At 46.5% G+C, this 24,489-nt stretch carries 23 protein-coding genes; 1 reads left to right on the top strand and 22 read right to left on the bottom strand.

Translation table 11 applies throughout. From position 1 onward, the window contains the following. The first annotated feature begins 130 nt into the window (after nucleotides 1-130). Nucleotides 131-757 carry a glycerol-3-phosphate 1-O-acyltransferase PlsY gene (gene plsY, locus IV40_RS01585; RefSeq protein ID WP_057768611.1) on the top strand — a complete coding sequence of 209 codons (627 nt, stop codon included), beginning with the start codon at nucleotides 131-133 and terminating at the stop codon, nucleotides 755-757. Nucleotides 758-788: 31 nt separating this feature from the next. Here plsY and IV40_RS01590 read toward each other — a convergent pair whose 3' ends face one another. The 22 genes from IV40_RS01590 to cmk all read right to left on the bottom strand — a co-directional run bounded on the left by IV40_RS01590 (nucleotide 789) and on the right by cmk (nucleotide 24,481). After that, complete coding sequence (locus IV40_RS01590) at nucleotides 789-1,667, bottom strand: aldose 1-epimerase family protein (protein WP_057768612.1); 879 nt, start codon at nucleotides 1,665-1,667, stop codon at nucleotides 789-791. Nucleotides 1,668-1,683: 16 nt separating this feature from the next. After that, nucleotides 1,684-3,108: an ATP-dependent protease ATPase subunit HslU gene (gene hslU, locus IV40_RS01595; RefSeq protein WP_156404202.1), complete on the bottom strand. Its 1,425-nt coding sequence runs from the start codon at nucleotides 3,106-3,108 to the stop codon at nucleotides 1,684-1,686. A 13-nt stretch (nucleotides 3,109-3,121) separates the two neighbouring features. Continuing rightward, nucleotides 3,122-3,646 carry an ATP-dependent protease subunit HslV gene (gene hslV / locus IV40_RS01600; RefSeq protein ID WP_057768614.1) on the bottom strand — a complete coding sequence of 175 codons (525 nt, stop codon included), beginning with the start codon at nucleotides 3,644-3,646 and terminating at the stop codon, nucleotides 3,122-3,124. A gap of 113 nt (nucleotides 3,647-3,759) precedes the next feature. Beyond that, nucleotides 3,760-4,659 carry a tyrosine recombinase XerC gene (gene xerC, locus IV40_RS01605; protein WP_057768615.1) on the bottom strand — a complete coding sequence of 300 codons (900 nt, stop codon included), beginning with the start codon at nucleotides 4,657-4,659 and terminating at the stop codon, nucleotides 3,760-3,762. A gap of 59 nt (nucleotides 4,660-4,718) precedes the next feature. Further along, complete coding sequence (gene trmFO, locus IV40_RS01610) at nucleotides 4,719-6,029, bottom strand: methylenetetrahydrofolate--tRNA-(uracil(54)-C(5))-methyltransferase (FADH(2)-oxidizing) TrmFO (protein ID WP_057768616.1); 1,311 nt, start codon at nucleotides 6,027-6,029, stop codon at nucleotides 4,719-4,721. 16 nt (nucleotides 6,030-6,045) lie between these two features. Continuing rightward, complete coding sequence (gene topA, locus IV40_RS01615) at nucleotides 6,046-8,130, bottom strand: type I DNA topoisomerase (RefSeq protein ID WP_057768617.1); 2,085 nt, start codon at nucleotides 8,128-8,130, stop codon at nucleotides 6,046-6,048. Between the two features lie 163 nt (nucleotides 8,131-8,293). After that, entirely contained in the window at nucleotides 8,294-9,178 is an 885-nt protein-coding gene (dprA, locus tag IV40_RS01620; RefSeq protein WP_057768618.1) for a DNA-processing protein DprA, read from the bottom strand. A 61-nt stretch (nucleotides 9,179-9,239) separates the two neighbouring features. After that, nucleotides 9,240-10,007, bottom strand: coding sequence for a ribonuclease HII (locus tag IV40_RS01625; protein WP_057768619.1), 768 nt, complete (start codon nucleotides 10,005-10,007; stop codon nucleotides 9,240-9,242). Further along, a complete protein-coding gene (gene ylqF, locus IV40_RS01630; RefSeq protein ID WP_057768620.1) occupies nucleotides 10,004-10,861 on the bottom strand; it encodes a ribosome biogenesis GTPase YlqF in 858 nt (285 codons plus the stop codon). Before ylqF ends, IV40_RS01625 begins: the two co-directional genes overlap by 4 nt. A gap of 15 nt (nucleotides 10,862-10,876) precedes the next feature. Continuing rightward, a complete protein-coding gene (locus IV40_RS01635) occupies nucleotides 10,877-11,101 on the bottom strand; it encodes a YozE family protein (RefSeq protein WP_057768621.1) in 225 nt (74 codons plus the stop codon). A gap of 36 nt (nucleotides 11,102-11,137) precedes the next feature. Then, nucleotides 11,138-11,758, bottom strand: coding sequence for a YpmS family protein (locus IV40_RS01640; RefSeq protein ID WP_057768622.1), 621 nt, complete (start codon nucleotides 11,756-11,758; stop codon nucleotides 11,138-11,140). Between the two features lies 1 nt (nucleotide 11,759). After that, entirely contained in the window at nucleotides 11,760-13,196 is a 1,437-nt protein-coding gene (locus IV40_RS01645) for a GDSL-type esterase/lipase family protein (RefSeq protein WP_057768623.1), read from the bottom strand. A gap of 188 nt (nucleotides 13,197-13,384) precedes the next feature. Further along, entirely contained in the window at nucleotides 13,385-14,260 is an 876-nt protein-coding gene (locus tag IV40_RS01650) for a DegV family protein (protein ID WP_057768815.1), read from the bottom strand. A 100-nt stretch (nucleotides 14,261-14,360) separates the two neighbouring features. After that, nucleotides 14,361-14,861, bottom strand: coding sequence for a dihydrofolate reductase (locus tag IV40_RS01655; protein WP_057768624.1), 501 nt, complete (start codon nucleotides 14,859-14,861; stop codon nucleotides 14,361-14,363). A gap of 12 nt (nucleotides 14,862-14,873) precedes the next feature. Next, a complete protein-coding gene (locus IV40_RS01660) occupies nucleotides 14,874-15,827 on the bottom strand; it encodes a thymidylate synthase (RefSeq protein ID WP_057768625.1) in 954 nt (317 codons plus the stop codon). 11 nt (nucleotides 15,828-15,838) lie between these two features. Further along, nucleotides 15,839-17,740 (bottom strand): ABC-F family ATP-binding cassette domain-containing protein, encoded by a 1,902-nt coding sequence (locus IV40_RS01665; protein WP_057768626.1) that lies wholly within the window; start codon nucleotides 17,738-17,740, stop codon nucleotides 15,839-15,841. A 12-nt stretch (nucleotides 17,741-17,752) separates the two neighbouring features. Beyond that, nucleotides 17,753-18,955, bottom strand: coding sequence for a CCA tRNA nucleotidyltransferase (locus tag IV40_RS01670; RefSeq protein ID WP_057768627.1), 1,203 nt, complete (start codon nucleotides 18,953-18,955; stop codon nucleotides 17,753-17,755). A gap of 180 nt (nucleotides 18,956-19,135) precedes the next feature. Further along, nucleotides 19,136-20,401 carry a tetratricopeptide repeat protein gene (locus tag IV40_RS01675; protein WP_201782043.1) on the bottom strand — a complete coding sequence of 422 codons (1,266 nt, stop codon included), beginning with the start codon at nucleotides 20,399-20,401 and terminating at the stop codon, nucleotides 19,136-19,138. Between the two features lie 116 nt (nucleotides 20,402-20,517). Then, complete coding sequence (locus tag IV40_RS01680; RefSeq protein WP_057768629.1) at nucleotides 20,518-20,793, bottom strand: HU family DNA-binding protein; 276 nt, start codon at nucleotides 20,791-20,793, stop codon at nucleotides 20,518-20,520. A 232-nt stretch (nucleotides 20,794-21,025) separates the two neighbouring features. Continuing rightward, on the bottom strand, nucleotides 21,026-22,336 hold the full coding sequence (der, locus tag IV40_RS01685) for a ribosome biogenesis GTPase Der (protein ID WP_057768630.1): 1,311 nt from the start codon (nucleotides 22,334-22,336) through the stop codon (nucleotides 21,026-21,028). A 76-nt stretch (nucleotides 22,337-22,412) separates the two neighbouring features. Continuing rightward, nucleotides 22,413-23,729 (bottom strand): 30S ribosomal protein S1, encoded by a 1,317-nt coding sequence (gene rpsA, locus IV40_RS01690; protein WP_057768631.1) that lies wholly within the window; start codon nucleotides 23,727-23,729, stop codon nucleotides 22,413-22,415. 80 nt (nucleotides 23,730-23,809) lie between these two features. Beyond that, entirely contained in the window at nucleotides 23,810-24,481 is a 672-nt protein-coding gene (gene cmk, locus IV40_RS01695) for a (d)CMP kinase (protein ID WP_057768632.1), read from the bottom strand. Nucleotides 24,482-24,489: the final 8 nt, after the last annotated feature.

Raw genomic sequence — 24,489 nt, forward strand, 5'->3', positions numbered from 1 at the left:
CTGATAAGTTTCTACTTCTTTTGTCGAACAAACGTTCGTACTCATTTTAAGCGATTGTTAAGAAAGTGTCAAAGCCAAAACGACTTGTGCTAAAATAGAGGTCTAATTGCAAAAGTGAGAGGGAAAAATTGTGAAAATAATACTTGTCTTAATACTCGCCTACCTAATTGGTTCGATCCCTTCTGGAGTCTGGATCGGGCAGTTATTCTATCACAAGGACATTCGTCAGTATGGGAGTCACAACACCGGCACGACCAATGCCTTTCGTGTCTTAGGACGACCAGCCGGCATTATTGTACTGATTATGGATATGTTTAAAGGCACGCTGGCAGCTGCGTTACCATTGTTCTTCGGCTTGCCGCAGCACTGGCTGATTTTACTGGCTGGCGTGGTCGCTGTTTTTGGTCATACTCATTCAATCTTTATCCATTTTCAGGGTGGCAAGGCCGTTGCGACTAGCGTTGGGATGGTGCTCGTTTATAATCCCGCGTTCTTCGGAATCGCCTGGCTGTGTTTCATGAGTACCTTATTGCTGTCAAGCATGGTCAGTGTTGCCAGTACCGTGTCGATGGTGCTGCTCGATATCATTTCGCTGTTCTTCCATGACTGGTTGTTAACGGCCACAGCATTGCTGATCACAGTTGTTATTTTCTACCGCCATAAAGATAATTTCAAACGGATTAAAGATGGGACTGAAAATATGGTGCCCTTCGGATTAGGCTATTATCTTCGTAAAAAGAAGCAAAAAAAAGATTGAAGCGATGTGCTTCAATCTTTTTTTATTGGCCTTAACCAACTGTGATGCGGAAACTGCGTTTGAAGTCTTGGCCGGGGTCGAGCTTATTGATACCCCGTTTTTCGGTCAATTCGCCGGACGCCGTGACATCATCGGCAATGCCCCACCATGGTTCGATGCAGACTAAGTTGCCAGTTGTCGGGTATGGCGACCAGACACCGGTAAATGGTTCGCCCTTGACTGTCAATTGAACAAAGTGTTCGCTCTTGTCGCTGCGCAAACTGAAGTTATCCTTCGCATTGCCGGTATAGATAATCGCATCCTGGTCAAAAAGGTCGTGTGTCAAGTCAATATCCGTATCCGTCGCAGCCAAGGTCCGATGTGCATAATCAGTTAAGGGTGCATCTAACGGGATGCGAATCCGGCTCTTCTTCGGGTCGAATGACAAGTAATAATCTTCAAAAGTCAGATCATCGGTCTGCGGAATCCGAAAACCGGGATGTCCGCCGATCGAGAAGTACAACGGCTCGTTGGTGCTGGGGTTCGTCACATCATAATGGACTTTCAGGCTGCTGTCTTCAAGTGAATACTGAATGCGCAGGATGAAGTCGAACGGATAATTCTGTTTTGATTCAGCATCTGAGTCGAGTCGGAACGTGACGCTAGCTGGCGTCTGTTCTTCAACGACAAAATCACGGTCACGGGCAAAACCATGTTGTCCCATGTGGTAGGTCTTCCCTTGATAAGTGTACTGGTCATCTTTTAAACGACCGACAAAGGGGAACAGAACCGGTGCGTGCCGCCCCCAAATTTTAGGATCGCCCTGCCAGATATATTCAATACCGCTGTGATTATCCGTTAAGCTTTGCAACTCAGCGCCCTTATTGACAAAAGTCGCTGTCAAAAAACTATTTTCAATTTTTACTGTCATTTCCCAAACCCTCTTTTTAGAGAATGTAGCGACTCAAGTTCGGATCGCTGACGATTCCTCCGATTTTATCATTGACATATTTTTCAGTAATGGTGATGTCGCCCATCTGCATATCTGGGCCTTCATACAAGATATCTTCCAACAGCTTTTCAAGGATCGTTGCTAAACGACGGGCCCCGATATTATCGGTGTTCTGGTTGACGTCGTAAGCAATCTCAGCGATGCGTTCGATGGCTTCCTGTGTAAAGGTCAAATGAATACCGTCGGTGCCGACCAAAGCAATATATTGTTTAACCAGCGAATTCTTCGGTTCTGCCAAAATTCGGACAAAGTCTTCTTTCGACAAAGCGTTCAACTCGACTCGAATCGGGAAACGGCCCTGCAATTCAGCAATTAGATCACTTGGCTTCGATTCGGCGAAGGCACCCGAACCGATGAAGAGAATATGGTCGGTATCGATTGGACCATACTTAGTATTGACTTGTGAGCCTTCGACGATCGGTAGAATATCACGCTGGACACCTTCACGGGAGACTTCGCCGGACTGCTGCTTGCGACCACCGGCAATCTTATCGAATTCATCGATGAAGATAATCCCGGTATTTTCAGCCCGTTCGATGGCATCATGGTAAATATCCGCATGGTTGACCAGTTTATCGGATTCTTCCCGAATGAAGATTTCTCGTGCCTCTTTAACGGTAACTGTCCGGGTGATCTTCTTCTTCGGCATCATCTGGCCAAGCGTATCGCTTAGGTCGATGCCCATTGAGCCCATCATGTCGTTCATCGGGGCAGCCTTTTTCGGTTCGTCGACTTTAATGCTGACTTCACGGTCGTCTAATTGGCCACGCCGTAACTGTTCCATGACACTGAGCCGCTGGTCACGAATCTGATCCGTGACCTGTTCATTGTCATTTTCATCCGGATCAGCAGCATCGGTATCACCATTTTGAATCGTCTGGAAGGCTTTCATCAAGTCTTGCAGCGAGTTGGCATTGTTCTGCTTCTGTTCCTTCTTCAAGCCTGGTACCAATAATTTAACTAAGCGTTTATCGGCTTGTTTGGAGGCTTCGGCCCGCACATGCTTGAACTGTTCACGTTCTTCCATGGTAACGGCAACATCGACTAAGTCACGGACCATCGATTCGACATCCCGCCCGACGTAGCCGACTTCAGTAAACTTCGTTGCTTCAACTTTCACAAAGGGGGCTTCGACAATCTTAGCCAGGCGACGGGCAATTTCAGTTTTCCCGACCCCAGTTGGCCCAATCATCAGTAAATTCTTAGGTGTGATTTCCTGTTGCATGTCTTTCGAAAGTTCCATGCGCCGGCGTCGATTGTACAAGGCAATCGCAACGGCGCGTTTGGCTTCCGTCTGACCAATGACATATTTATCTAGTTCTTGAACGATTTGTTTTGGTGTTTTTTCTGACAAATTTATTCCACCTCAATTATTAGAGTGCTTCGACACGGACGTTGTGATCCGTAAAGACATCGATATCGGCCGCAATGTTCACAGCATCTTTAGCAATATCAGCCGCTGACATTTCAGGATTATGATGCAGCATGGCCACAGAAGCAGCCTGAGCGTAATTGCCGCCCGAACCAATCGCAACGACGTTATCATCTGGTTCAATGACTTCGCCGCTCCCAGAAACAACCAGTAAGTTTTTCCGGTCCATAACAATCATCATTGCTTCAAGCTTCTGCAAAGTCGGATCTTTGCGCCAGTCTTGTGCTAATTCAACGGCAGAACGGCGTAAATCGCCGCCATAAGCCTTCAATTTTTTCTCGAACCACTCTTCGAGCGTTAAAGCATCGGCGACCCCACCGGCAAAGCCGATTGCAACTTGATCATCATAAATCTTGCGCACTTTTTGTGCACCTTGTTTCATAATTACTTTTTCACCTAAAGTGACTTGGCCATCGCCGGCAATTGCCGTGTGACCACCTTGCCGAACGGCACAAATTGTTGTCATAAGTTTAAGATTCCCTTCTATTTGGAACATTAAAGATTCTTGTTGTTCCATCATATGCGTTTAATACGTTTTTTCATCAGACTTTTGACGGAGTTTTCCTTCGAAACACCCATTTAGGCACGGGGAAAATACGTCCGGTAGTTTTTCTGCAGATTTTCCGTCGTCATATGGGTGTAGATCTGAGTCGTCGAAAGACTGCTATGCCCCAATAATTCCTGAACGGTTCGCAAATCAGCCCCATGATTCAGCATTTGCGTTGCAAACGTATGCCGCAGCATGTGGGGATGGATATCCTGCGTTAAATCAGTACGCTTAATAATCTGTTTCAGAATATACTCAACACCGCGACTCGTCAGTGGATCTCCATGATGATTGACAAACACCACGTCATGTTGTTTATGGTGCATCAGCGTCGGTCGGGCCTTTTCAAAATAAGTCTGCAGGGCCTGCTGGGCATAACGTCCGAAGGGTACGTAACGATCCTTGTTGCCCTTCCCATGGATCAGCATCACGCGCAGCGTCATATCAACCTGAGCCAGTGTCAATTGGGTGCATTCCTGCACACGGATGCCGGTCGCATACAGGACCTCTAACAAGGCACTATTACGCAGGTCAAGCAGCGAACCATCGCCTTTTGCCGCAGCCAGTAATTCGTCCATTTCTTTTTCATAAAAGAAATCAGGCAGGTGCTTGGCTTTTTTCTTCAGATGGACCTTTTTAAACGGATTCCGGCTTAAGTACTCATTCTTAACGAGAAAAGCATAAAAAGCACGTAAACTTGAAACATGACGAGCCACTGTTTCACTGCTGTAATTTTTTTCGTCCATTGCCGTTAGATAGCTTTGAACGTCAACATCCCCAACGTCTTTGAACGATTGCAGACCGCCGTTTTGCGTCAAAAACTGGATGAACGCCTTCAAATCTTCCTGATAGGCAGTCAAAGTATCCGCCGAATAATGACGGTCATCCTTGAGATAGCGAAAGTAATCATCGAGCCAGTTTAATTCGAGCACATAAAAACCCCCTATCCCTGTAATAACTTTACCACAAGGATATGGGGTTTTGAAAGCCCTTAAATGGTTTGCTTAAATTGATCAAGCTCTGTAAGCGACCGTTCGGCAAATTTTTCATGACGTTTCTTCTTGTCACGTTCCCGCTCTGCTAACGGCGGAAAGATTCCAAAATTGGCATTCATCGGTTGAAAATCATGCTCATCCGCATGCGTAATGTAGTAAGCTTGTGCCCCCATCGCTGTTTCCTGTGGGAAGACAACTGGGTCTTGCCCCAACGCTAAACGTGCGGCATTCGTGCCGGCAATCAAACCACTTGCCGCACTTTCAACATAACCTTCGACCCCAGTCATTTGTCCAGCGAAGAACAGGTCGGGCCGAACTTTAGATTGATAGGTCTGCTGTAAAACGAATGGCGATTTCATAAACGTGTTGCGATGCATAACACCATAGCGGACAAACTTGGCATTTTCAAGACCAGGAATCATCCGGAAGACACGGCGCTGTTCGCCCCACTTTAAATGGGTCTGAAAGCCGACAATATTGTATAAACTAGCGGCGGCATTATCCTGTCGTAATTGAACAACAGCATAAGGACGTTTGCCGGTGCGGGGATCATCCAACCCAACTGGCTTCAAGGGACCGAAGAGCATTGTCTTCTCGCCCCGTTTGGCCATGACTTCGATCGGCATGCAGCCCTCGAAATACTTTTCCTTTTCGAAATCGTGTGATTCGGCAACTTCGGCAGTAATCAGTGCTTTGTAGAAGGCTTCGAATTCATCTTTATCCATCGGACAGTTGAGATAGGCCGCCTCGCCCCGATCATAACGCGACTTAAGATAGACTTTGTCGAAATCAATTGAATCTTTTTCAAGGATTGGGGCGGCAGCATCGTAGAAATACAACCCATCGGCACCATTCAGCTTCTGGATGCTGTCTGCTAAACCACTGGAAGTTAACGGTCCAGTGGCGACAACGGTCGGTCCTTCTGGAAAATCAGTCAGTTCTTCATTGAAAACCGTCACGTTCGGATGGTTCTTCAGTTTAGCCGTGATGGCTTCTGAGAATGGTTCACGGTCAACGGCGAGCGCACCGCCAGCTGGGACGGCATGAGCATCCGCCGAACCGATTACGATCGAATCGAGATGGCGCATTTCTTCTTTGAGCAGGCCAACTGCATTGGTAATCTGGTTTGCCCGCAGTGAATTGGTGCAGACGAGTTCGGAAAAATTACTTGTATGGTGTGCCGGCGTCATTTTAACAGGACGCATTTCATAAAGATGCACATCAACGCCACGGCTCGCAATTTGCCAAGCAGCTTCAGAGCCAGCTAAGCCAGCACCGATGACGTTTACATATGGTTTTGCTGTCATACGATAACCTCATTTTCTATTTTTGAATGTCTTCTTGATAATCTTCGTTTGGACAGATGACTTGTTTGCCGCCTTTGACCTTCTTTTCGACTAAGAAGTGGCCGCAAACGGGGCAGTCACGCCCAACTGGTTTGTCCCAGGAAACAAAATCGCAATCGGGATAACGGGAGCACCCATAGAAAAGGCGCTTCCGTTTCGATTTGCGTTCGACGACTTGGCCCTCATGACACTTCGGGCATTCGACCCCGATTTCTTTGACAATCGGCTTGGTGTTGCGACAATCTGGGAAACGGCTGCAAGCGTAGAATTTACCGTAACGGCCCATCTTGATGACCATTGGAGCACCGCAAACATCGCAGTTGAACCCAGCTGGTTCGTCTTTGATTTGAATCTTTTCGATGCCGACTTCGGCATGTTCAACTTCTTTTTCGAATGGTTTGTAGAATCCATCCACGACTTTGACCCAGTTCTGCTTGCCGATTTCGATCTCATCGAGTTCACCTTCGAGGTCGGCAGTAAAGTCGATATTGACAATATCAGGGAAGAACTCTTCGATGATCTTATCGACGATCTCACCGAGTTCGGTCGGTTCAAAACGTTTCGCATTCAGCTTGACGTAATAACGCCGTTGAATGGTATCAATGGTCGGTGCATAAGTTGAGGGACGACCAACCCCATTTTCTTCGAGTGCCTTAACCAAATTGGCTTCTGAATAGCGTGCCGGCGGCTGAGTAAAGTGCTGGGCTGGATCAGTCTGGGCTAACTGGACTTGGTCGCCGACTTCAAGATCAGGCAGTAAATTATCTTTGGCACTATCTTCTTTGTCCCGTGAGGATACATACAGTTTGGTGAAACCGGCAAACTTCATCTTTGACCCATTCGCACGGAACGTCACATCGTTCTGTTCGATCGTGACCGTTAAGGTGTCTAGGATGGCGGGTGTCATCTGACTGGCCACAAAACGGGACCAGATTAGATTATACAGTTTGTATTGGTCTTTATCGAGCACATCTTTCAAACTCTTTGGAGTGCGTGCCACCGAACTAGGCCGAATGGCTTCATGGGCATCCTGTGCCCCTTCCGGATTTTTCGTCTTCCGTGCCTTAACAGCTGCATAATCGGCCCCATAGTTTTCATGGATGAAATCAGAGGCTTCATGCTTAGCAATTGTCGAGATCCGAGTCGAATCGGTCCGCATGTAGGTAATCAGCCCAACGGTTCCTTGCCGGCCGCCTAAATTGATGCCTTCATACAGCTGCTGGGCAACCATCATCGTCTTGCGCGTGTGGAAGTTCAGCTTGCGGTTGGCTTCCTGCTGCATTGAACTCGTGGTAAACGGTGCGGCAGGATACCGTTTCCGTTCACGGGGTACAATTTTAGTGATATCGAAGTTGCCTTTACGGTCGATTCGTTTCAACACATCCTGAACGGCATCATTATTCGGCAAAGCCTTTTTTCTGCCGTTCAAACCGTAGAAACTGGCTTTGAATTTGCTACGGCCTTTTTTGAATTGGCTATCGATCGTCCAATATTCTTCCGGCTTGAAAGCCTTGATTTCCTTTTCACGATCGATAATCAGTTTTAAGGCGACTGACTGGACACGGCCAGCACTAAGGCCTTTTTTAACTTTTTTCCACAGTAACGGACTGATTGAATACCCCACCAGCCGGTCGAGGATGCGGCGGGCTTGCTGGGCATCAACTAAGTTCATATCAATACTGCGAGGTTCTTTAAAAGCGTTTTTGACGGTATCTTTGGTAATTTCATTAAAAACGACACGGTTTTTGTCAGCCGGATCAAGACCTAACACATGTGAAACGTGCCAGGCAATAGCCTCTCCTTCACGATCGGGATCGGCGGCCAGATAGATATGTTCGGCCTTCTTAGCATTTTTCTTTAAATTTTTAATGACATCGCCTTTGCCACGAATGGAAATGTATTTCGGCTGATAATCATGCTCGATATCGACCCCCATCTGGCTTTTTGGCAGATCACGAATATGACCAAGGCTGGCCACAACTTTATAGTTCCGTCCTAAATAGCGTTCAATTGTTTTTGCTTTTGCGGGTGATTCCACAATGACCAAATTTTTGGCTGCCATGGACAAACTCCTTTCGATGAGTAGCTGTTACTCAAAATCGTAAATCATCATATGCTACTCGTTTGGAATTTGTCAACTATTGTCCATTGCAAATAAACGGCCCACAACAAAGATTGCGTGCCTTGCGCCCTTTTTAAATTTATTTTCACAAACGTGAATCTTCCTATTTAGAAGTTAAATAAGGTGCAAATTCACGGAGAATATCAGCACTTTTTAAAATCGGCGTTGCGCCATCTTGAATCAGTTCATTACAGCCCACCGACAAAGGTGCAAACAAACTGCCGGGCACAGCTAGAACATTGCGATTTTCCTGAGTGGCGAGCTGGGCGGTAATTAGACTACCGCTGCGCTGGCGTGCTTCGACCACCAGAACACAGCGGCTTAACCCAGCGATAATTCTGTTGCGTAAGGGGAAGTGCCACCGTAATGGAGCGTCTCCCAAAGCATATTCGGTCAGCAGCAGGCCGTTTTCTGAAACGGCCGTTTGCAACTTGTCATTATAACGGGGATATACTTGATCTAATCCAGTTCCGATCACAGCAATTGGTCGACCTTGGCTTTCGAGTGTACAGCGATGTGCGGCTGAATCGACGCCCATTGCTAGTCCGCTGACAATTCCAATTTGTTGGCGAATAACCGGTGGCAACAGGTTTTGAATCGCATAAAAGGCATAATCAGAGGCTTTGCGTGCCCCAACAACGGCCAGCTGCGGCTGTTTAGTCAGACTAAGATTGCCCCGATAAAAGAGAATTAACGGCGGTCGGTAACATTCTCGCAGTAACTCCGGATAATCATCATCTAAAATGGTGACCACATGCGTCTGCTGCAAATGCTGCTGCATTCGAATAGCGAGCTCACGGGTGTGATAACTTTTCTGAAAAGCACTGCTATGTGCTTGATCCAATGCGCCAATCTGGCAGCATTCACTCGCGGCCAAATTAGTCACGGTCGGATGCGTATTAAGAAAAATGGTCAGTTTGAGCAATGCTTGGTACGGAAAAGCATCCGTCAGAAAAACACGCAGCAGTAATAGGTCCTGAGCAGTCAAAAAAACATCCCCTTTGTAAGTGTTCCTCACTGAACAATTACGCAAAGGATGCTGATTCGTTTTATCGCTGTGCATATTTTTTAACGGGCGCAAAACTACGACGGTGAATAGGGGTAATTCCCAGTTTCTGCAGTCCAGCTAAATGTTTTTTGGTGCCATAACCTGCGTTATCGGCAAAATCGTAACCTGGGAAAATTCGATCGTACATCGTCATGATATGATCTCGGACCACTTTAGCGACAATGCTGGCTGCACCAATACTGATACTGCGGGCGTCGCCCTTAATCAGTTTCCGCTGTGGAATCGTGACGGGGACAGTCATGGCATCGACTAGCAAATAGTCGGGTCGATGCGGTAAGCCACTTGCCGCCCGCCCCATTGCAATTTCAGTGGCATGATAGATATTTTCCTGGTCGATTTCGGTGTTGGTCGCAATTCCCAAGTGGACTTCAACGGCCTGAGCCATGATCTCTCGATAGAGAAATTCTCGTTTAGCCGCCGACAACTGCTTCGAATCATTCACTTCCAGCACATGAAAATCATGCGGTAAAACAACGGCGGCCGTGACAACTGGGCCAGCCAGCGGACCACGCCCGACCTCATCGATGCCGGCAATATACGGATACTGTGGCCAAAGTTCATGCTCAAACTGTAGCCGCTGTTCAAAAGCCGTTTCTTCATCCAGCAGTTTTTTCTGGTGGCGCTGATATTGCTTGAGCAGTTGCTGAACACCAGCTCGCGGATCATTTTTTAGTGTGGTGAGTTCATCCAGTGACAATTCAGTTTCTGAATGGATGCGTGCTCGCCATTCGGCAATCGTTAAACTCATGCTTCATCCGCTTCTTTCGGCGGCAGATCGAGCGTGTAACGGCCTAAACGACCCTTGCGAATTTCCTGAATCAGGCGGTCGGAACCACGATCGTAATCGTCTTTCAGGCCCCATTTTTTAGTCAATGCCAATAACAGCTCTGGCGCTGGCAACGTTAAATCTTGAGCCGTTAATTGATAGGCTTTAGTGATGGCAGCGGTATATTGAGCCCGAAAGAAGTCAAGGGCAAAAACGGCGACGTCATCCGGATGATAGATATTTTCAGCAATCGCCCCTGTCAAAGCAAGCTTCGTGCCGACTTCGGGATCGTCAAATTTCGGCCACAAGATCCCGGGTGTATCAAGCAAGGCTAAATGATCACTTGCTTTCAACCACTGCTGGTTCTTGGTGACACCAGGTTTATTCCCTGTTTTGGCAATGTTTTTGGATAAGAGCCGGTTTAAAACAGTAGACTTGCCGACGTTGGGAATGCCAATACACATCGCTTTGATCAGCGGATTCCGAATGCCCCGCTGCTTTTGTCGTTCGATCTTGTCGGCTAGGATTGAACGAGCCGCTTTTTCAATCTGCGGCAAACGTTGTTTATGCTGGGCATCGAGTTTGATCGCTGGTTGACCGGCCTTTTCATAGGTACTGATCCAAGCAGCTGTTTTGTGCGGATCGGCGAGGTCGGCCTTATTGAGGATCAATAGACGCGGTTTTTGCTGAATAATCTGGTCCAGGACGGGATTGCGGGAAGATTCCGGAACCCGTGCATCGACGATTTCAAAGACGATATCGACTTGTTTTAATTTTTCTTGGACTTGCCGCTGTGCTTTGGCCATATGGCCTGGAAACCATTGAATGGTAGCCACGGTGGTCACTCCTTCCTAAAGTTGTTCCTTTTCATGATAATCACGGTAAACTTCGTCAAAGATGGTCATCGTCGGCAAATAACCGGCGTTGAGCTCCAAATACTGCGAAAGACGATGATAATCCGTTTCCTGTTTGGGAAAAGACTGATCGTAAAAGGCATTATTGGCAAATTCCGCAATTGGTTCGGTACTGCTGGGATTGCGCAGTGTCATTAAATATTGATAAAAAGAGCGGCGCATGCATTTCCTCCTATTTAAAAACAAAAACGAGTTGCTTTATTTCAACGGCGCATAAACATCTAGGTCAATTTCATCATGAATCAGGTCGATCTTCTTAGCTTTGACCTGCATGCCGTTTTTCAATTTAAATTCATTTAATTCTAACACGATCGTTTTCTGCTTGCTGTCGATTTTGACCCACTTTGGAAGGTGGTAGAACTTGTCAACATACTGCAAAACAAAACTGATCGGCAGATTCAGCTGCCCGATCGACAGCTGACGGGCCTTAAACTGAACGTCACCGTTTTGAAGGACATACGGGTCTAAATACATACGGAACTGCGTCGGATAGCTTAGAAAGCGAAATTTGCCGCTTAAAACGGCTTGATTTTCCAGCTTGACATTATATTTGATCTCCGAATTCTTCAAATAGTGATTCAGATAATAGGCGGTGATTCCATTAATCTGCTGTTTATCGAGTTTGATCGAGAAGGTCGGTTGCCCCTTAATCGTCTTTTCCGTTTTAACGGCCGGATCTAACGGTGCAGCCATCTTAGTCCCGATGAATAAGCCAGAACCGATGATGATCGCCGCCAGCACGATAAAGGCCCATTTCCAGCCATTGATCGGCGGCCGCTTCTTCGGCGCACTTTGATGTGATACTACTCGTGTTGCCACATTACTCCTCCTCTTTTGTGAGCCACCAAGAGCGATGCTGATTCATCGTGTCCAGCAGCTGGTGTTCAATAACCTGATATCCTGTATTATTCGGCATCTTCGTTCCTTCATTTAAGTAGCGATTAGTATGCGTGGCTTTTGCTTTGGTCTGCTTGCCCTTGGTTAAGACGGCGTCGATATTGACATAGTAAGCATGGTCCGTTGCTTTGACTTCCTGCTGGATAACCTTGTTCCAAGCTTTGATTGTCGTTTGGATCGACGTCATTTTGGGAAAATAGACATAAAACGGATTATACAGACTCAAAACGAAGATCGGTGCATCCGGATTAACCTGCCGAATCGTTTTCAATAGTTGTGCTAGGTTCTGCTGATAAGTTTCGCCGCCTTGTTTCAGCTTAGCCTGATCCAGTTTGAAAAAGTCTTTCTGCAAGACACCTAGCATATCGTTGCCGCCGGCGGTCACGGTAATTAAATCTGCCCGTTGCAGCCGGTTCCGCAATGTCGCATCGTTTTTGACGCGACTGAGAATCTGGGTGCTCATATTGCCATTTACTCCAAAGTTATTTGTTTTAACGGTAATATTTTTCTTCTTTTTCAAAGTGCTTTGCAAACGACGGACGTAGCCGCCACCTTGCTTGGTGGTATCACCGACCCCATGTGTTAATGAATCACCAATCCCGATCATCCGCAGCGAACCGCCTTTTTTCGGCAGGTTACCGTGTTTGACGACCGACTTGTACAGAATAGCCGTAATGCGGTCATATCCTTTGCTGCTAGGATGAAAATGGTCTTCATTGAAAATATATTGATTTTTGTCGGCACTAGTCGAATTGGAACTGGATGCGGCCGTGGTTTCGCCTTTTTGCAGGGCAGCGTTCAACGGCACAAATTCGGTGCGGCTGACTTGGTTCGCAATCGTTTTTGTGTTGGCATTCCACTGTACTAACGAAGCCGGTTCTGTTGTCGCCGTTGAATAAATCCCCAAAACATAAATCGGAGCCGTTCGATTTAACTTACGCAGTGCCCTCAAATAGGCTTTTAAATCGGCTGTATACTGCTGTTTCGTTTTGGCAGCCCCTTTTTGCTTTTGACCATCTGCCGTCTGCCATTCGTGGGTGCCAACTGAAACGGTCAGCACATCTGCATGTTGAACAGCTGTTTGAACGGATTGCTTTTTCAAGTGTTTCTGAGTCTGCGCTAAGGTTGCAGCTGGCTCGGCTTTATTAGTGACGTGAACTTTTAAATGGGTGTCTTTCGTCGTCAGGTCATTCTTGAGCAGCGTCAGATAACCTCCGGCACCAGTTGTATCGCCAACTCCGCTGGTCAAGCCATCCCCTAGTCCGACCACGTCTAATGAACGGCTCGTACTGGCTGAACTCGAAAAAGTCTGCGGCTGCGGTGTAAATTGATTCCAGAGGGCGTAGATTCCTGCAATCAAAACGACAAAAGCCCCCAGTGACAGCCAAAAACGTCCTTGTTTACCCGTGAGAATCTCCTCCTCTCCGTAAAAGAAGCGTTTATGAAGAAGAGACTGGAACAAATGGCGCATTGTCCCAGTCTCGTTTGGTTTTGCTATTTAAACTATTGGTATCACGCTGTGGCTTGAAAAGCAAGCAGACACAACAGTTATTTCATTTCTTCGTCAGCTGGAATCGGCGCATTTGTGTAATAAGTGATCGCAAACGCACCAAAACCGGCATAAGTGGCGATGATCGGATCTGTTTCTCGCACTAAGAAGGGGACATCCGGCAGGAACTTCTGAATTTCCGCTTTCATTTGGTCGACATAATCCCGCATCGGATCCGTATATGAAATTCCGATCGATTGAATATCTGGCAATTTCTGAAGCTTCTCTTCTAATTCTTTGACAAACTTCGTGACTGTCTTCTTGCCACGGCCTTTACGAATAATGTCGAGACTATTGTCCGCAACTTCAAGGATGACCTTAATGTTTAACAAGTTGGTAATAAAACCAGCTGCTTTGGAAAGGCGGCCACCTTTGACAATATTATTTAAATCCGTAATCGCCATGTATTGGCGTGTATTGGCTTGAATCTGATTCAGCCGTGTGACAATTTCATCCAGCGGCTGGCCGGCCTGAGCCATCTTAGCAGCCTCAAGTACTTGAAAACTCATGGCACGATCAGTCCGGCCGCTATGATAAACAGTAACGTCGCTATCGGACATCGTTCCGGCTTGTTCAGCGGTATTGACAGTGCCGCTGATGGCCGACATCATATTGATCGACAGCACTTGGCTGCCATCAGCACCTAATTCGTTGAATAATTTGACGAATTCACCAATTGCCGGCTGGCTTGTTTTTGGCAACGCCTTAGCGGCTGCCATCTTATCCATGAATTCGGACCGTGTGATGGTCACATCATCGATGTAAACCGTATTATCAATCATTACGGTTAAGGGAAGGACGTGGATCTCATATTGTTTAACTTCTTCAGGAGTTAACTGCACGGATGAATCTGTTACAATTTTAATTTTTGACACGACGGTCTCCGCCACACTTTCTTTGGAAAATAAATATTGCACGTGCGGAAAAAATTTCTGTACCGCAAATCCATTCTCATCTAGTATAACAAAAATATTTTCACTTTTCAGCTACTCTTGTATAAGTTTCAAAGGTATACGGATAAGCATTCTTGCCAGCGGCTGGATGTGCGTTCTGTTTGATGCGTTTGAAGGCAGTCCAATCTAGGTCAGGCATATAGACATCGCCGTCAAAACTGGCGCCGATGCGAGTGACTTCAAGCTGATCCACTTGGTCTTTTAATAACTCAAAAATCTGACTGCCGCCGATTACGTAAATGTTTTCATCAACGTGATACCAATCATAATTCATAATGGCGACCCGGCCGCTCAGAACCAAAGCATCTGGGGCAGAGAAATTATCCTGCCGTGTGACGACTAAATTAGTCCGGTCCTTTAAAGCACCATGCGGCAGGCTGTCCCAGGTCTTGCGCCCCATCAGCACCGTCTGTCCGGTTGTCAGTGTTTTAAAATGATGCATATCAGCCGGTAAATGCCATGGTAAAGTGCCATTTGCACCGATTAGATGGTTTTCATCTTCCGCCCATAAATAAATCAGCATCTTGCTTGCCTCCTAAACTGCCACTGGTGCGTGGATGGCACCATGATGTTTGTAATTTTCGATTTTGATATCCGCAACATCGTAATCGAAGATACTTTGCTTATCCGGATTGAGCCATAGGGTTGGCGCCGGCAGAATCGTACGGCTCAATTGTTCACGGACTTGGTCAACGTGGTTGACGTAGATATGCGCATCACCGAATGTATGCACAAACTCGCCTGGCGCCAATCCGGTTTCTTTGGCAATCAGGCACGTCAGCAAAGCATAGCTCGCAATGTTGAACGGCACCCCTAAAAAGACGTCGCCGCTCCGCTGGTAGAGCTGGCAAGACAGTTTGCCATCATTGACATAGAACTGGAACAACGTATGACAAGGCGGTAAAGCCATTGTCGGCACATCTTCCGGATTCCAAGCTGAGACAATCAAGCGCCGTGAATAAGGCGTCGTTTTAATGGCATCAATCACATTCTGCAGCTGATCAATCGTATCACCCTTGGTCGTTTTCCAGGCCCGCCATTGCTTGCCGTAGATATTGCCTAAATCGCCGAATTGTTGGTCAAAGGCGTCGTCATTCAAGATACGCTCGTCAAACTGTTTTTTCTGCTCTTTGTAAACTTGATTGAATTCAGGATCGGTTTGGGAACGATGTCCAAAGTCGGTCATATCAGGTCCAGTATAGACGTCACTGTCAACATAACGCTGAAAGGCCCACTCATCCCAAATATGGTTTTTATGCTGGAGCAAGTAACGAATATTGGAATCGCCCCGCAGAAACCATAATAATTCGCTTTTAATCAAACCGAATGGGACTTTTTTGGTCGTCAATAACGGAAACCCTTTTTGGAGGTCGAATCGCATTTGATAACCAAAAATGCTGTAAGTGCCCGTCTGAGTCCGATCTGCCTTAAAGTCGCCTTTATCGAGGATCGTCCGTGCCATTTCTAAATAAGCTGCTTCGCCTTGCATGCTGAATCCTCCTAATCATCAAACTGGCTCAAATAATCCCAGCGGTTCATCTTATCGTCGAGCTGTTTATTCAACGTGTCAATTTGCTGCTGCAGATCACCGAGCTTCGTGTAATCTGTGCCTGCCGTTGCGGCCATCTGCTGTTTCAGATTCTGAATAGTCTGATCGAGCTGTTCCATTTCCGGCTCGATCTTTTTATATTCGAGATCTTCGGCGTAGGTCCGTTTAGTCTTTTTAGCTGGTTTTTGTTCAACTGGTGCTTCATGAGCCGTTTTTTCCTTTGGTGCTGATGTCGTCTTCTTCGATGCGGAGCTTGGGGCCGCCTGGTTTAAATAATCCGTCAGACGTCCGCTGAATCGTTCAATCTGTGCGTTGCCGTCAAAAATCAGCAGTTTATCAGCCACTTTATCCAAAAAGTAACGGTCATGTGAAACGGTAATCACGGTACCGTTGAACTGCTGCAAATAGTTTTCCAAAATCGTTAGTGTCCCAATATCGAGATCGTTAGTCGGTTCATCCAGCAGCAGCACATTCGGCTGCTGCATCAATAGTTTCAGCAAGTACAGCCGCCGTTTTTCGCCGCCGGATAATTTACGAATCAAAGTACCATGCATCGAACGTGGGAACAGAAATTGTTCCAGCAGCTGCGTCACACTGATATGGGTGCCATTTTTAGACACCACTTCTTCCCCAGCTTCTTGAAGGTATTGGATGACGCGCTGATCCGGATTCATTTCTTCGGACATCTGGGTGTAATAAGCCATATTGACCGTTTCACCGATTGAAACGACTCCTGAATCGACGGGCAGCTTGCCAGCAATCACATTCAAGAGGGATGTTTTGCCGGCCCCGTTTTCACCGGTAATTCCGATACGGTCATTGGCCTGTACTAACAGGCTGAAATCATCGAGAATAGGATGACTGCCAAGATTCAAAGTGACGTCTTTGAGTTCGATTACTTTCTTGCCTAGCCGAGTCTGGCCGACTTCAATTTCGACACTCTGGGTTTGTTCCTTCTTAGGTAGATTCTTCTTTAACTCATTGAAATGATTGATACGACCTTTTTGTTTGGTCGTCCGAGCTTTAGCACCGGCATGCATCCAGGCAAGCTCCTGTTTGTATAATTGCTGCTGTTTGTGTGCTTCTTCGGAAGCCGTTTGAACTTGTTCGGCTTTTTCGGTCACATACTGCTCATAATTACCGGCAAAAATGCCGAGATTCCCATGATCGAGTTCAAAAATCTGATTCGACACCCGGTCCAAGAAGTAGCGGTCATGGGTTACAACCAGCAAGGCCCCTTTATACTTGGCCAAGTAATCTTCGAGCCAGGCAATTGAGTCAAAATCCAAATGGTTGGTCGGCTCATCCATAATCAGCAGGTCCGGCTGTTCAATCAAAACTTGTGCTAACCCAACCCGTTTCTGCTGGCCGCCAGACATCTGGCCGATTTTCTGGTTCAAATCGGTAATATGCAGCTGAGTTAAGATTGTCTTGACATCGGTATCGACGTTCCAAGCATCCTGCTGCGTCATTTGCTCATCGAGTTTCATGTACCGGTCCATCAGTTTCTGGTCCTCAGGATGGGCCGTATACTGCTGCAAAACATTTTCGTAAGCTTTGATTGTCTTGAAGGCCGGATTATCACCAGTAATGACGGCATCCATGACGGACAAGTCAGCTGGCAGTTCTGGCTGCTGCTTTAAATAACTGATCCGATAATCATTCGGTTTAGTGATTGCGCCGCTGTCCAACGGCTCTTCACCTGCCAGAATGTTTAATAAAGTTGTTTTCCCGGTTCCGTTGGTTCCGATCAATCCGATTCGATCGCCTTCACGAATCAGAAAGGAAACGTGGTCTAACAGGACCTTTTCGCCATAAGTTTTGGTTAAATCCGTTGCTGTTAAAGTTTGCACATTCTGGTCCCCCTATTCTGCATTTGCTTGTACCCACTTTAAAATGGCTGATTCATTATTCTCAAGCTGACCCAGTACAATGGCCCGTTCGACGCCATTCAGTGCCTTGCCCAGCTGCGGACCCGGTTGCATCTGAAGACGCTCCATTAGGTCTTTACCGTTGATCGCTAATTCATGTTTATCATGGATGGGCAATGCGTCATATTGTGTCTGCCATGTTTCTGGTGCGACACCTTGCAGAATCTCTGCTGCTTCCAGCGTGATTCGCAGGACATCCGCCCCCGCATGATACAAATCTAGCGGCTGTGCGGAGCCCGTTACAATAAGCGGCAATAATTTCACGCCAGCGGCAACAGTTGCAATCAGTTCATTGGAGCTCTTCCAATCTTTCAGCAGTTTGCGTGTCTGTGCCACCGTTAGTTTGAACGCGTTCGCAATCAATAACCAGGCACTGGCTTCATCGGTTAATTGCTGATCATTCAATTGGCTTAACGAGATTAAATCATCTCGATGGGTAGCAAAATCAGGACATTGTGTATATAGTTCCGATTGAATAAAGGTCGTCAGCCCATTGTGTCGTTTGATTCCCAGCATCAATTTGGCAAATTCACTGTGCGTCCGTTCGATGGCAATCTTGCTTAACAATTCGTGCTGTGTTTTGATGGCAGCGGCTGTCTGTGCTTCAACCGTAAATCCTAGTTGGCTCTCAAAACGGACCGCCCGCATCATTCGTAACGCATCTTCATGGAAACGCTGATTCGGATCGCCAACGGCTCTGATCAAATGGGCTTTCAAATCGTCCAACCCATGAAAGAGATCCAAAATAGTGCCGTCTTCCCGCATCGCTAAGGCATTGATCGTAAAATCACGCCGCTTTAAATCTTCTTTTAAAGAACGGACAAAAGTGACATGATCAGGGCGCCGAAAATCCTGATAGCCGCTTTCGGTTCGAAACGTCGTTACTTCATAGCTATGGCCATGGTCACGAACAGTTACTGTGCCGTGCTGAATACCGGTATCAATCGTCCGAGTGAAAATTTGTTTGACTTCGGCTGGATACGCACTGGTAGCAATATCAACATCGTGGATCGGCAGCTCAAGCAATGCATCCCGAACACTTCCGCCAACAAAATAAGCCTCATAGCCGGCTGCTTCGATGGCCCGCAAAATAGGCAGTGCATGCACAAAGTCCGGTTCAAAATGAGTGATTTTCATTCTCGTGCCTCTCCTCTTCTGTTTTTCCGTAAACATTCTCTTCAATAGTAACAAAAATGGCGGCGCATTTAAACGGGCGGAAGCAGATGTTTGGGATGGGTTTGGTTTTGGTGGTGTTTGTTTTTAGTTAAAGTAACTTTTAGTGATTAACGGCATACAAAATAAAAAAGCCGACTGGCATCAGCTTTCGTTTTGATAATCATCTAATAAATTCTGCATTTCTAAATCTTCCGGTGCTAATTTAACATATCGTTTCAAGGCAGCCAATGTTTCCGTCCGTTTGCCTCGTGCCTGGAAGAAAGTAATTAACTGCCGCAAGAAATCGGTATTATCCTTAAAGGCATCATATGCCAGCAGATAATTTTCTTCGGCGGCGTCATCTTGTTCCAAACGTGCCTGTGAAATGGCCAAATTCCAATGAACCTGCGGATTCACATCCCCCTGCTCATTGAGCTGCTTCAACAATGCAATATTTTCATCATCACGTTCCTGATCGAGATATAACTGGCTTAAGGCTAACGTGGCCGCCATACTTTCAGAATTGATTGTCAGTGCCTTTTTCAGCAGCTTCTCGGCGACATCTGTCTGATGCAGCTGAATCGCAATTTGACCGCCTAGCAAAGCCAATACTTCGTTAAAATCATCGACCCCTAAGCCCTGCTGAACGACCTGCAAGGCTTCAGCCAGCTTCTGCTGATGCATCAAGCCTTGTGCCAGCGGTGTATACAGCGATGAGTAATCTGGATTCGACTGGCGCAGCTGTTCCAAAATCTTGATTGACCGTTCATACTCTTTAATTTGCAAATACAGAAACCCTAATTGGAACTGATCATCCGGCGTCAAAGCAATCTGCGGCATTTTTTCATAGGCAGCAATTGCATCTTCATACTGGCCGCTACCGGCATAAGCAGCACCCAAACGCGCTTCAATCTGGACGTTTGCCATTTCGGTCACACCATCATCGAGCAGCGTTTCATAATAACCGCTCGCCTTTTGATAGTCCCCCATGACACTATAAAGTTCTCCTAAGGCAAACTTCATTACCGGTTCATCCGGATAACGTCGCAACCCTTCCAGCAGCTTCTGTTCGCTGACTTCATATAGACCCATCGTCTGGTAAACATCAGCTGAAGTCAGCAAGGCTTCTGCGTAGGCATCCGATTCTGGTTTGATGGCCGCCAGCAATTCAATTGCAGCATCGGTCTTGCCGTCACTGACATCGATATCGGCCAGTTTGGTCCGCAGTTCATCTTCATCGGGATACTTTTGCAGCAATTTTTCAAAGACACGCCGTGCCTGCCGCAAAAAGCCTAATGCATACAGTTCTTCGCCTAAACTATAGATTGTATTGTCATCATCATGCCGTAACGCCAAATTAAAGTTATGCTTGGCTTTTTCGAGATCATTTTTCTGCAGCTCTGCCAAAGCTTGTTCTGAATAACTCAATCCGTCGACCTCCTCTAACCGTTCAAGTCTGAGCATCTATTTTACCACTTTCATACTGAAAGTGCGCCACAAAAAAAGAGGCCTGCCAAATGCCAGGCCCCCCTTCTATGAATCAATTATTTAACAGCATCTTTCAATGCCTTACCTGGCTTGAATGCAGGTACCTTGCTTGCTGGAATTTGAATTTCAGCACCAGTTTGTGGGTTGCGGCCCTTACGAGCGGCACGGTCACGAACTTCGAAGTTACCAAAGCCGATTAATTGAACTTTTTCGCCTTTTGCTAAATCGTCTTGGATGGAGCTGAATACTGCATCAACTGCTGCAGTAGCATCCTTCTTGGTCAAATTAGTCTTTGCTGCAACGTTTTCGATCAATTCTGCCTTGTTTGCCATATTTTTTCACCTCCTGAACGAGAAATAGATAATAGATGATCTTGCTCATCTGATCTCATCTTTGAGTGGTCCAAAGACAAGGAAACAATGATGCATGACCATCACTATTTCATTTTTAAACATATCATAGGAAAGCTGATATATCAAGGTTTTTTCACTAAAAAAGCGCTTTATTTGCTTAAAAACCGCAAATTTCAAGTTTTCACGCTTAAAAGCGCTCTCTTTCCTGTAATTACTTGCGTTTGCGGGCAATCAAATGAATCGGTGTCCCAGTAAAATCAAACGCCTTGCGCAACTGGTTAATCAGGAACCGCTGGTAGGAAAAATGCAGCAGATCCGGATCATTGACAAACACGACAAATGTCGGCGGCTTGACTGCCACCTGAGTCATGTAGTAAACCCGTAATCGTTTGCCTCTCACGGTCGGTGTCGGTGTCACCGAAACGGCATCCAGCAGAACATCATTGAGAACGGATGACTGAATGCGGCGGTTCTGGTTTTCGCTGACCGTCTTGATCATTTCCGGCAGCACGTTCAAACGCTGCTTCGTCTTGGCTGAGACAAACACAATCGGCGCATAGTCAAGATATTCGAATTCTTTGCGAATCAGATTAGTGAAATCACTCATTGTGTGGGTATCCTTCTCAAGCGTATCCCATTTATTGACAACGATAATGATTCCACGACCAGCCTCATGGGCGTAGCCAGCGACATGCTTATCCTGCTCCCGAATGCCTTCTTCAGCGTTCAAAACGACGAGAACGACATCTGAACGGTCAATGGCACGCATGGCCCGTAAAACGGCATATTTTTCGGTATTTTCGTAGACTTTGCCCCGTTTACGCAGACCGGCTGTATCGATCATAGTAAAATCCTGACCGCTTTCATCGGTAAACTTCGTATCAATCGCATCCCGAGTCGTGCCTTCGACATCCGAGACGATGACCCGTTGTTCACCCAAGATTGCATTGACTAAGGACGATTTCCCGACATTGGGACGACCAATCAAACTAAATTTGATACTATCGTCTTCAGGTTCGTCCTGTTCGGCTGGAAAATCAGCGACAATTGCGTCCAGCAGATCACCAATCCCAGTCCCATGAACACTCGACACTGGAATCGGATCCCCGAATCCTAATGAATAAAAATCATAGATATCCTGACGCTGTTCCGGATTATCGGCCTTATTGACCGCCAAAACGACCGGTGTGTCGCTCCGATACAAAATCTGAGCGACTTGTTCATCGGCATCCGTAACGCCGCTGTGAGCACTGACTAAGAAGACGATCACATCGGCCTCGTCGATCGCAATTTCGGCCTGGTCACGTATCTGGTCGACAAACGGTTCATCGCTGATTTCAATCCCGCCGGTGTCGATGACACTGAACGGATGGCCCAGCCATTCGCTGTTCGCATAAATCCGATCACGGGTAACACCAGGCGTATCGTTCACGATCGAGATTCGTTCACCGACGATGCGGTTGAACAGTGTCGATTTGCCGACATTCGGACGGCCGACGATGGCAACAGTTGGTTGTGACATATTGTTCCCTCTTTTCTGTCAATCATAAAAAAGTGAGGATTGTTTTCACAATCCCCACTCGTGTTGTGTTCAAAAATTATTTAGCTTGGTCGTCAGCTGAACCAGCATTCTTCAATTGATCCCCAATCAAATCACCGATACTGAAACCAGTGTTTTCATCAGGTTCGAATTGAGAGTTGTCAACGTGTGCGTTGTTATTGTTGCTGGACTTAGCACGTGGTGCGCTTTGACGAGCTGGATGACTGCTGTTATTGCTATGGTTGTTGTTATTGGATTGTGCTTCGTTGTCATCTGTGCCTTCTGGCTTTTCTTCCAGTGCTTTGATGGACAATGCCAAACGATGCTTGTCAGGGTCAACACTTAAGACCTTCACATGAACCGTTTGTCCTTCTTTTAAGACATCATTTGGTGTTGCAATGTGCTGATGTGAGATTTGGGAAATGTGAACTAAACCTTCAACACCAGGGAAGACTTCGACGAATGCACCGAATGTGGTCAAACGACGAACCGTTCCTTCTAAGACAGAACCAACTGGGGCTTTGTCTTCAATGCCATCCCATGGTTCTGGCAAAGTAGCCTTGATGGATAAGGAAATCCGATCACGGTCAAAGTCAAGGTTGAGCACCTTCACTTTAACTTCTTGACCGACCTTCAAAACATCTGATGGCTTGTCAACATGTTCGTAAGAAATCTGGGAAACATGAACTAAACCGTCCACGCCGCCAAGATCCACGAAGGCACCGAAACTTGTTAAACGAGCAACTTTACCTTCGACGGTATCGCCGACTTGGAGATGTTCGAAGAGTTCCTTCTTTTGTGCTTCGCGTTCCTTTTGAACAACAGCTTTATGAGAAAGAATCAAACGGTTTTCGCTTGGTTCGATTTCAATAATCGCTAATTCAAGTTCCTTGCCTTTGTAGGCATTTAAATCTTCAACATAATGATCACTGATCATGGAAGCAGGGATGAAACCACGAACGCCAGCATCAACGACTAAACCACCCTTAACCACGTTGGTAACAGGGGCAGTAATGGTCTTGCCTTCTTCGTAATCCTTTTCAATGTCATCCCAAACTTTGCGTGCTTCTAAGCGGCGCTTGGAAAGCAAGTAGCTTCCGTTTTCTTTATCTTTACCGATCGTTGAGATTACAACTAAGTCCAAGACATCGCCCACTTTAGCGATAGTTGTAATATCATCAACGGGCTGAGCGGTCAATTCTTTCATCGGAACGACACCTTCTACACCGGTACCTTGAATTCCGACGATCAATTGTTTGTTATCATCGATAGCAAGAACTTCACCTTTAACGACATCCCCAACCTTCACTTCATGAACGCTGTTTAAGGCATCCGCCATTGTCTTGTTATCTTCTTCGTTTGTTTTATCACTCATGCCTAAATCCTCCTTAACGACTATCATACATGTTCTATTTTAGTTTAAATTCCGAATAAATACTAGTCTAAACTGTTAATTTAATCGTTTTTATTTTGCACAGTTTGAATAATTTCTAAAATCTGTGCCACGACTTCGTCAATCCCCAGATGCGTCGTATCGATTTCGATCGCATCATCAGCCTTCCGCAGCGGTGAAATTTTACGTGTGGAATCTTTGTGATCCCGTGCGACGATTTCATCCTGCAATTGTGACAATGGGGTCATGATGCCTTTCGCAATGTTTTCAGCGTACCGGCGTTTCGCCCGTTCTTCAGCACTCGCCGTCATAAAGATCTTGACCTGTGCATGCGGCAGAACCGTTGTCCCAATGTCACGACCATCCATCACAATGTTGCCTTCTTCAGCAATCTGCTGCTGCCGTTTGACCATTTCGGTCCGAATCGGTGCTAAAGCAGAGACCTGCGAAACATTATTGGTCACATCCGGTTCCCGGATGGCATGAGTAATATCGATATCATTGATAAAGACGAGCTGGCCGTCGTCGGTCGGTTCGAAACGAATCGTCACATCATCTAATGCCTTGAGTAAGTCGCTGGCATCGTCCAAATTGATATGGTCCCGCAGCGCCAACCAGGTCGCCGCCCGATACATTGCCCCTGTGTCGCAGTAAATAAACCCTAACTTTTTTGCAACGATCTTGGCGATCGTACTCTTTCCCGATGATGCTGGCCCATCGATTGCCACTTGCATAAAAAATT

This window comes from Lactobacillus selangorensis, from assembly GCF_001437205.1.
Lineage (GTDB): Bacteria > Bacillota > Bacilli > Lactobacillales > Lactobacillaceae > Paralactobacillus > Paralactobacillus selangorensis.

Bases quoted from the DNA above. Each gene is read 5' to 3' on its own strand.
- IV40_RS01590 (WP_057768612.1), bottom strand. From the start codon at position 1,667: ATGACAGTAAAAATTGAAAATAGTTTTTTGACAGCGACTTTTGTCAAT.
- hslV (WP_057768614.1), bottom strand. From the start codon at position 3,646: ATGACAACAATTTGTGCCGTTCGGCAAGGTGGTCACACGGCAATTGCC.
- trmFO (WP_057768616.1), bottom strand. From the start codon at position 6,029: ATGACAGCAAAACCATATGTAAACGTCATCGGTGCTGGCTTAGCTGGC.
- topA (WP_057768617.1), bottom strand. From the start codon at position 8,130: ATGGCAGCCAAAAATTTGGTCATTGTGGAATCACCCGCAAAAGCAAAA.
- IV40_RS01625 (WP_057768619.1), bottom strand. From the start codon at position 10,007: ATGAGTTTAACGATTGCCGAATGGCGAGCACGCATCCATTCAGAAACT.
- IV40_RS01635 (WP_057768621.1), bottom strand. From the start codon at position 11,101: ATGCGCCGCTCTTTTTATCAATATTTAATGACACTGCGCAATCCCAGC.
- IV40_RS01655 (WP_057768624.1), bottom strand. From the start codon at position 14,861: ATGCTGATTTATTTATGGGCGGAAGATGAAAACCATCTAATCGGTGCA.
- IV40_RS01660 (WP_057768625.1), bottom strand. From the start codon at position 15,827: ATGCAAGGCGAAGCAGCTTATTTAGAAATGGCACGGACGATCCTCGAT.
- IV40_RS01670 (WP_057768627.1), bottom strand. From the start codon at position 18,955: ATGAAAATCACTCATTTTGAACCGGACTTTGTGCATGCACTGCCTATT.
- IV40_RS01680 (WP_057768629.1), bottom strand. From the start codon at position 20,793: ATGGCAAACAAGGCAGAATTGATCGAAAACGTTGCAGCAAAGACTAAT.
- der (WP_057768630.1), bottom strand. From the start codon at position 22,336: ATGTCACAACCAACTGTTGCCATCGTCGGCCGTCCGAATGTCGGCAAA.
- rpsA (WP_057768631.1), bottom strand. From the start codon at position 23,729: ATGAGTGATAAAACAAACGAAGAAGATAACAAGACAATGGCGGATGCC.
- cmk (WP_057768632.1), bottom strand. From the start codon at position 24,481: ATGCAAGTGGCAATCGATGGGCCAGCATCATCGGGAAAGAGTACGATC.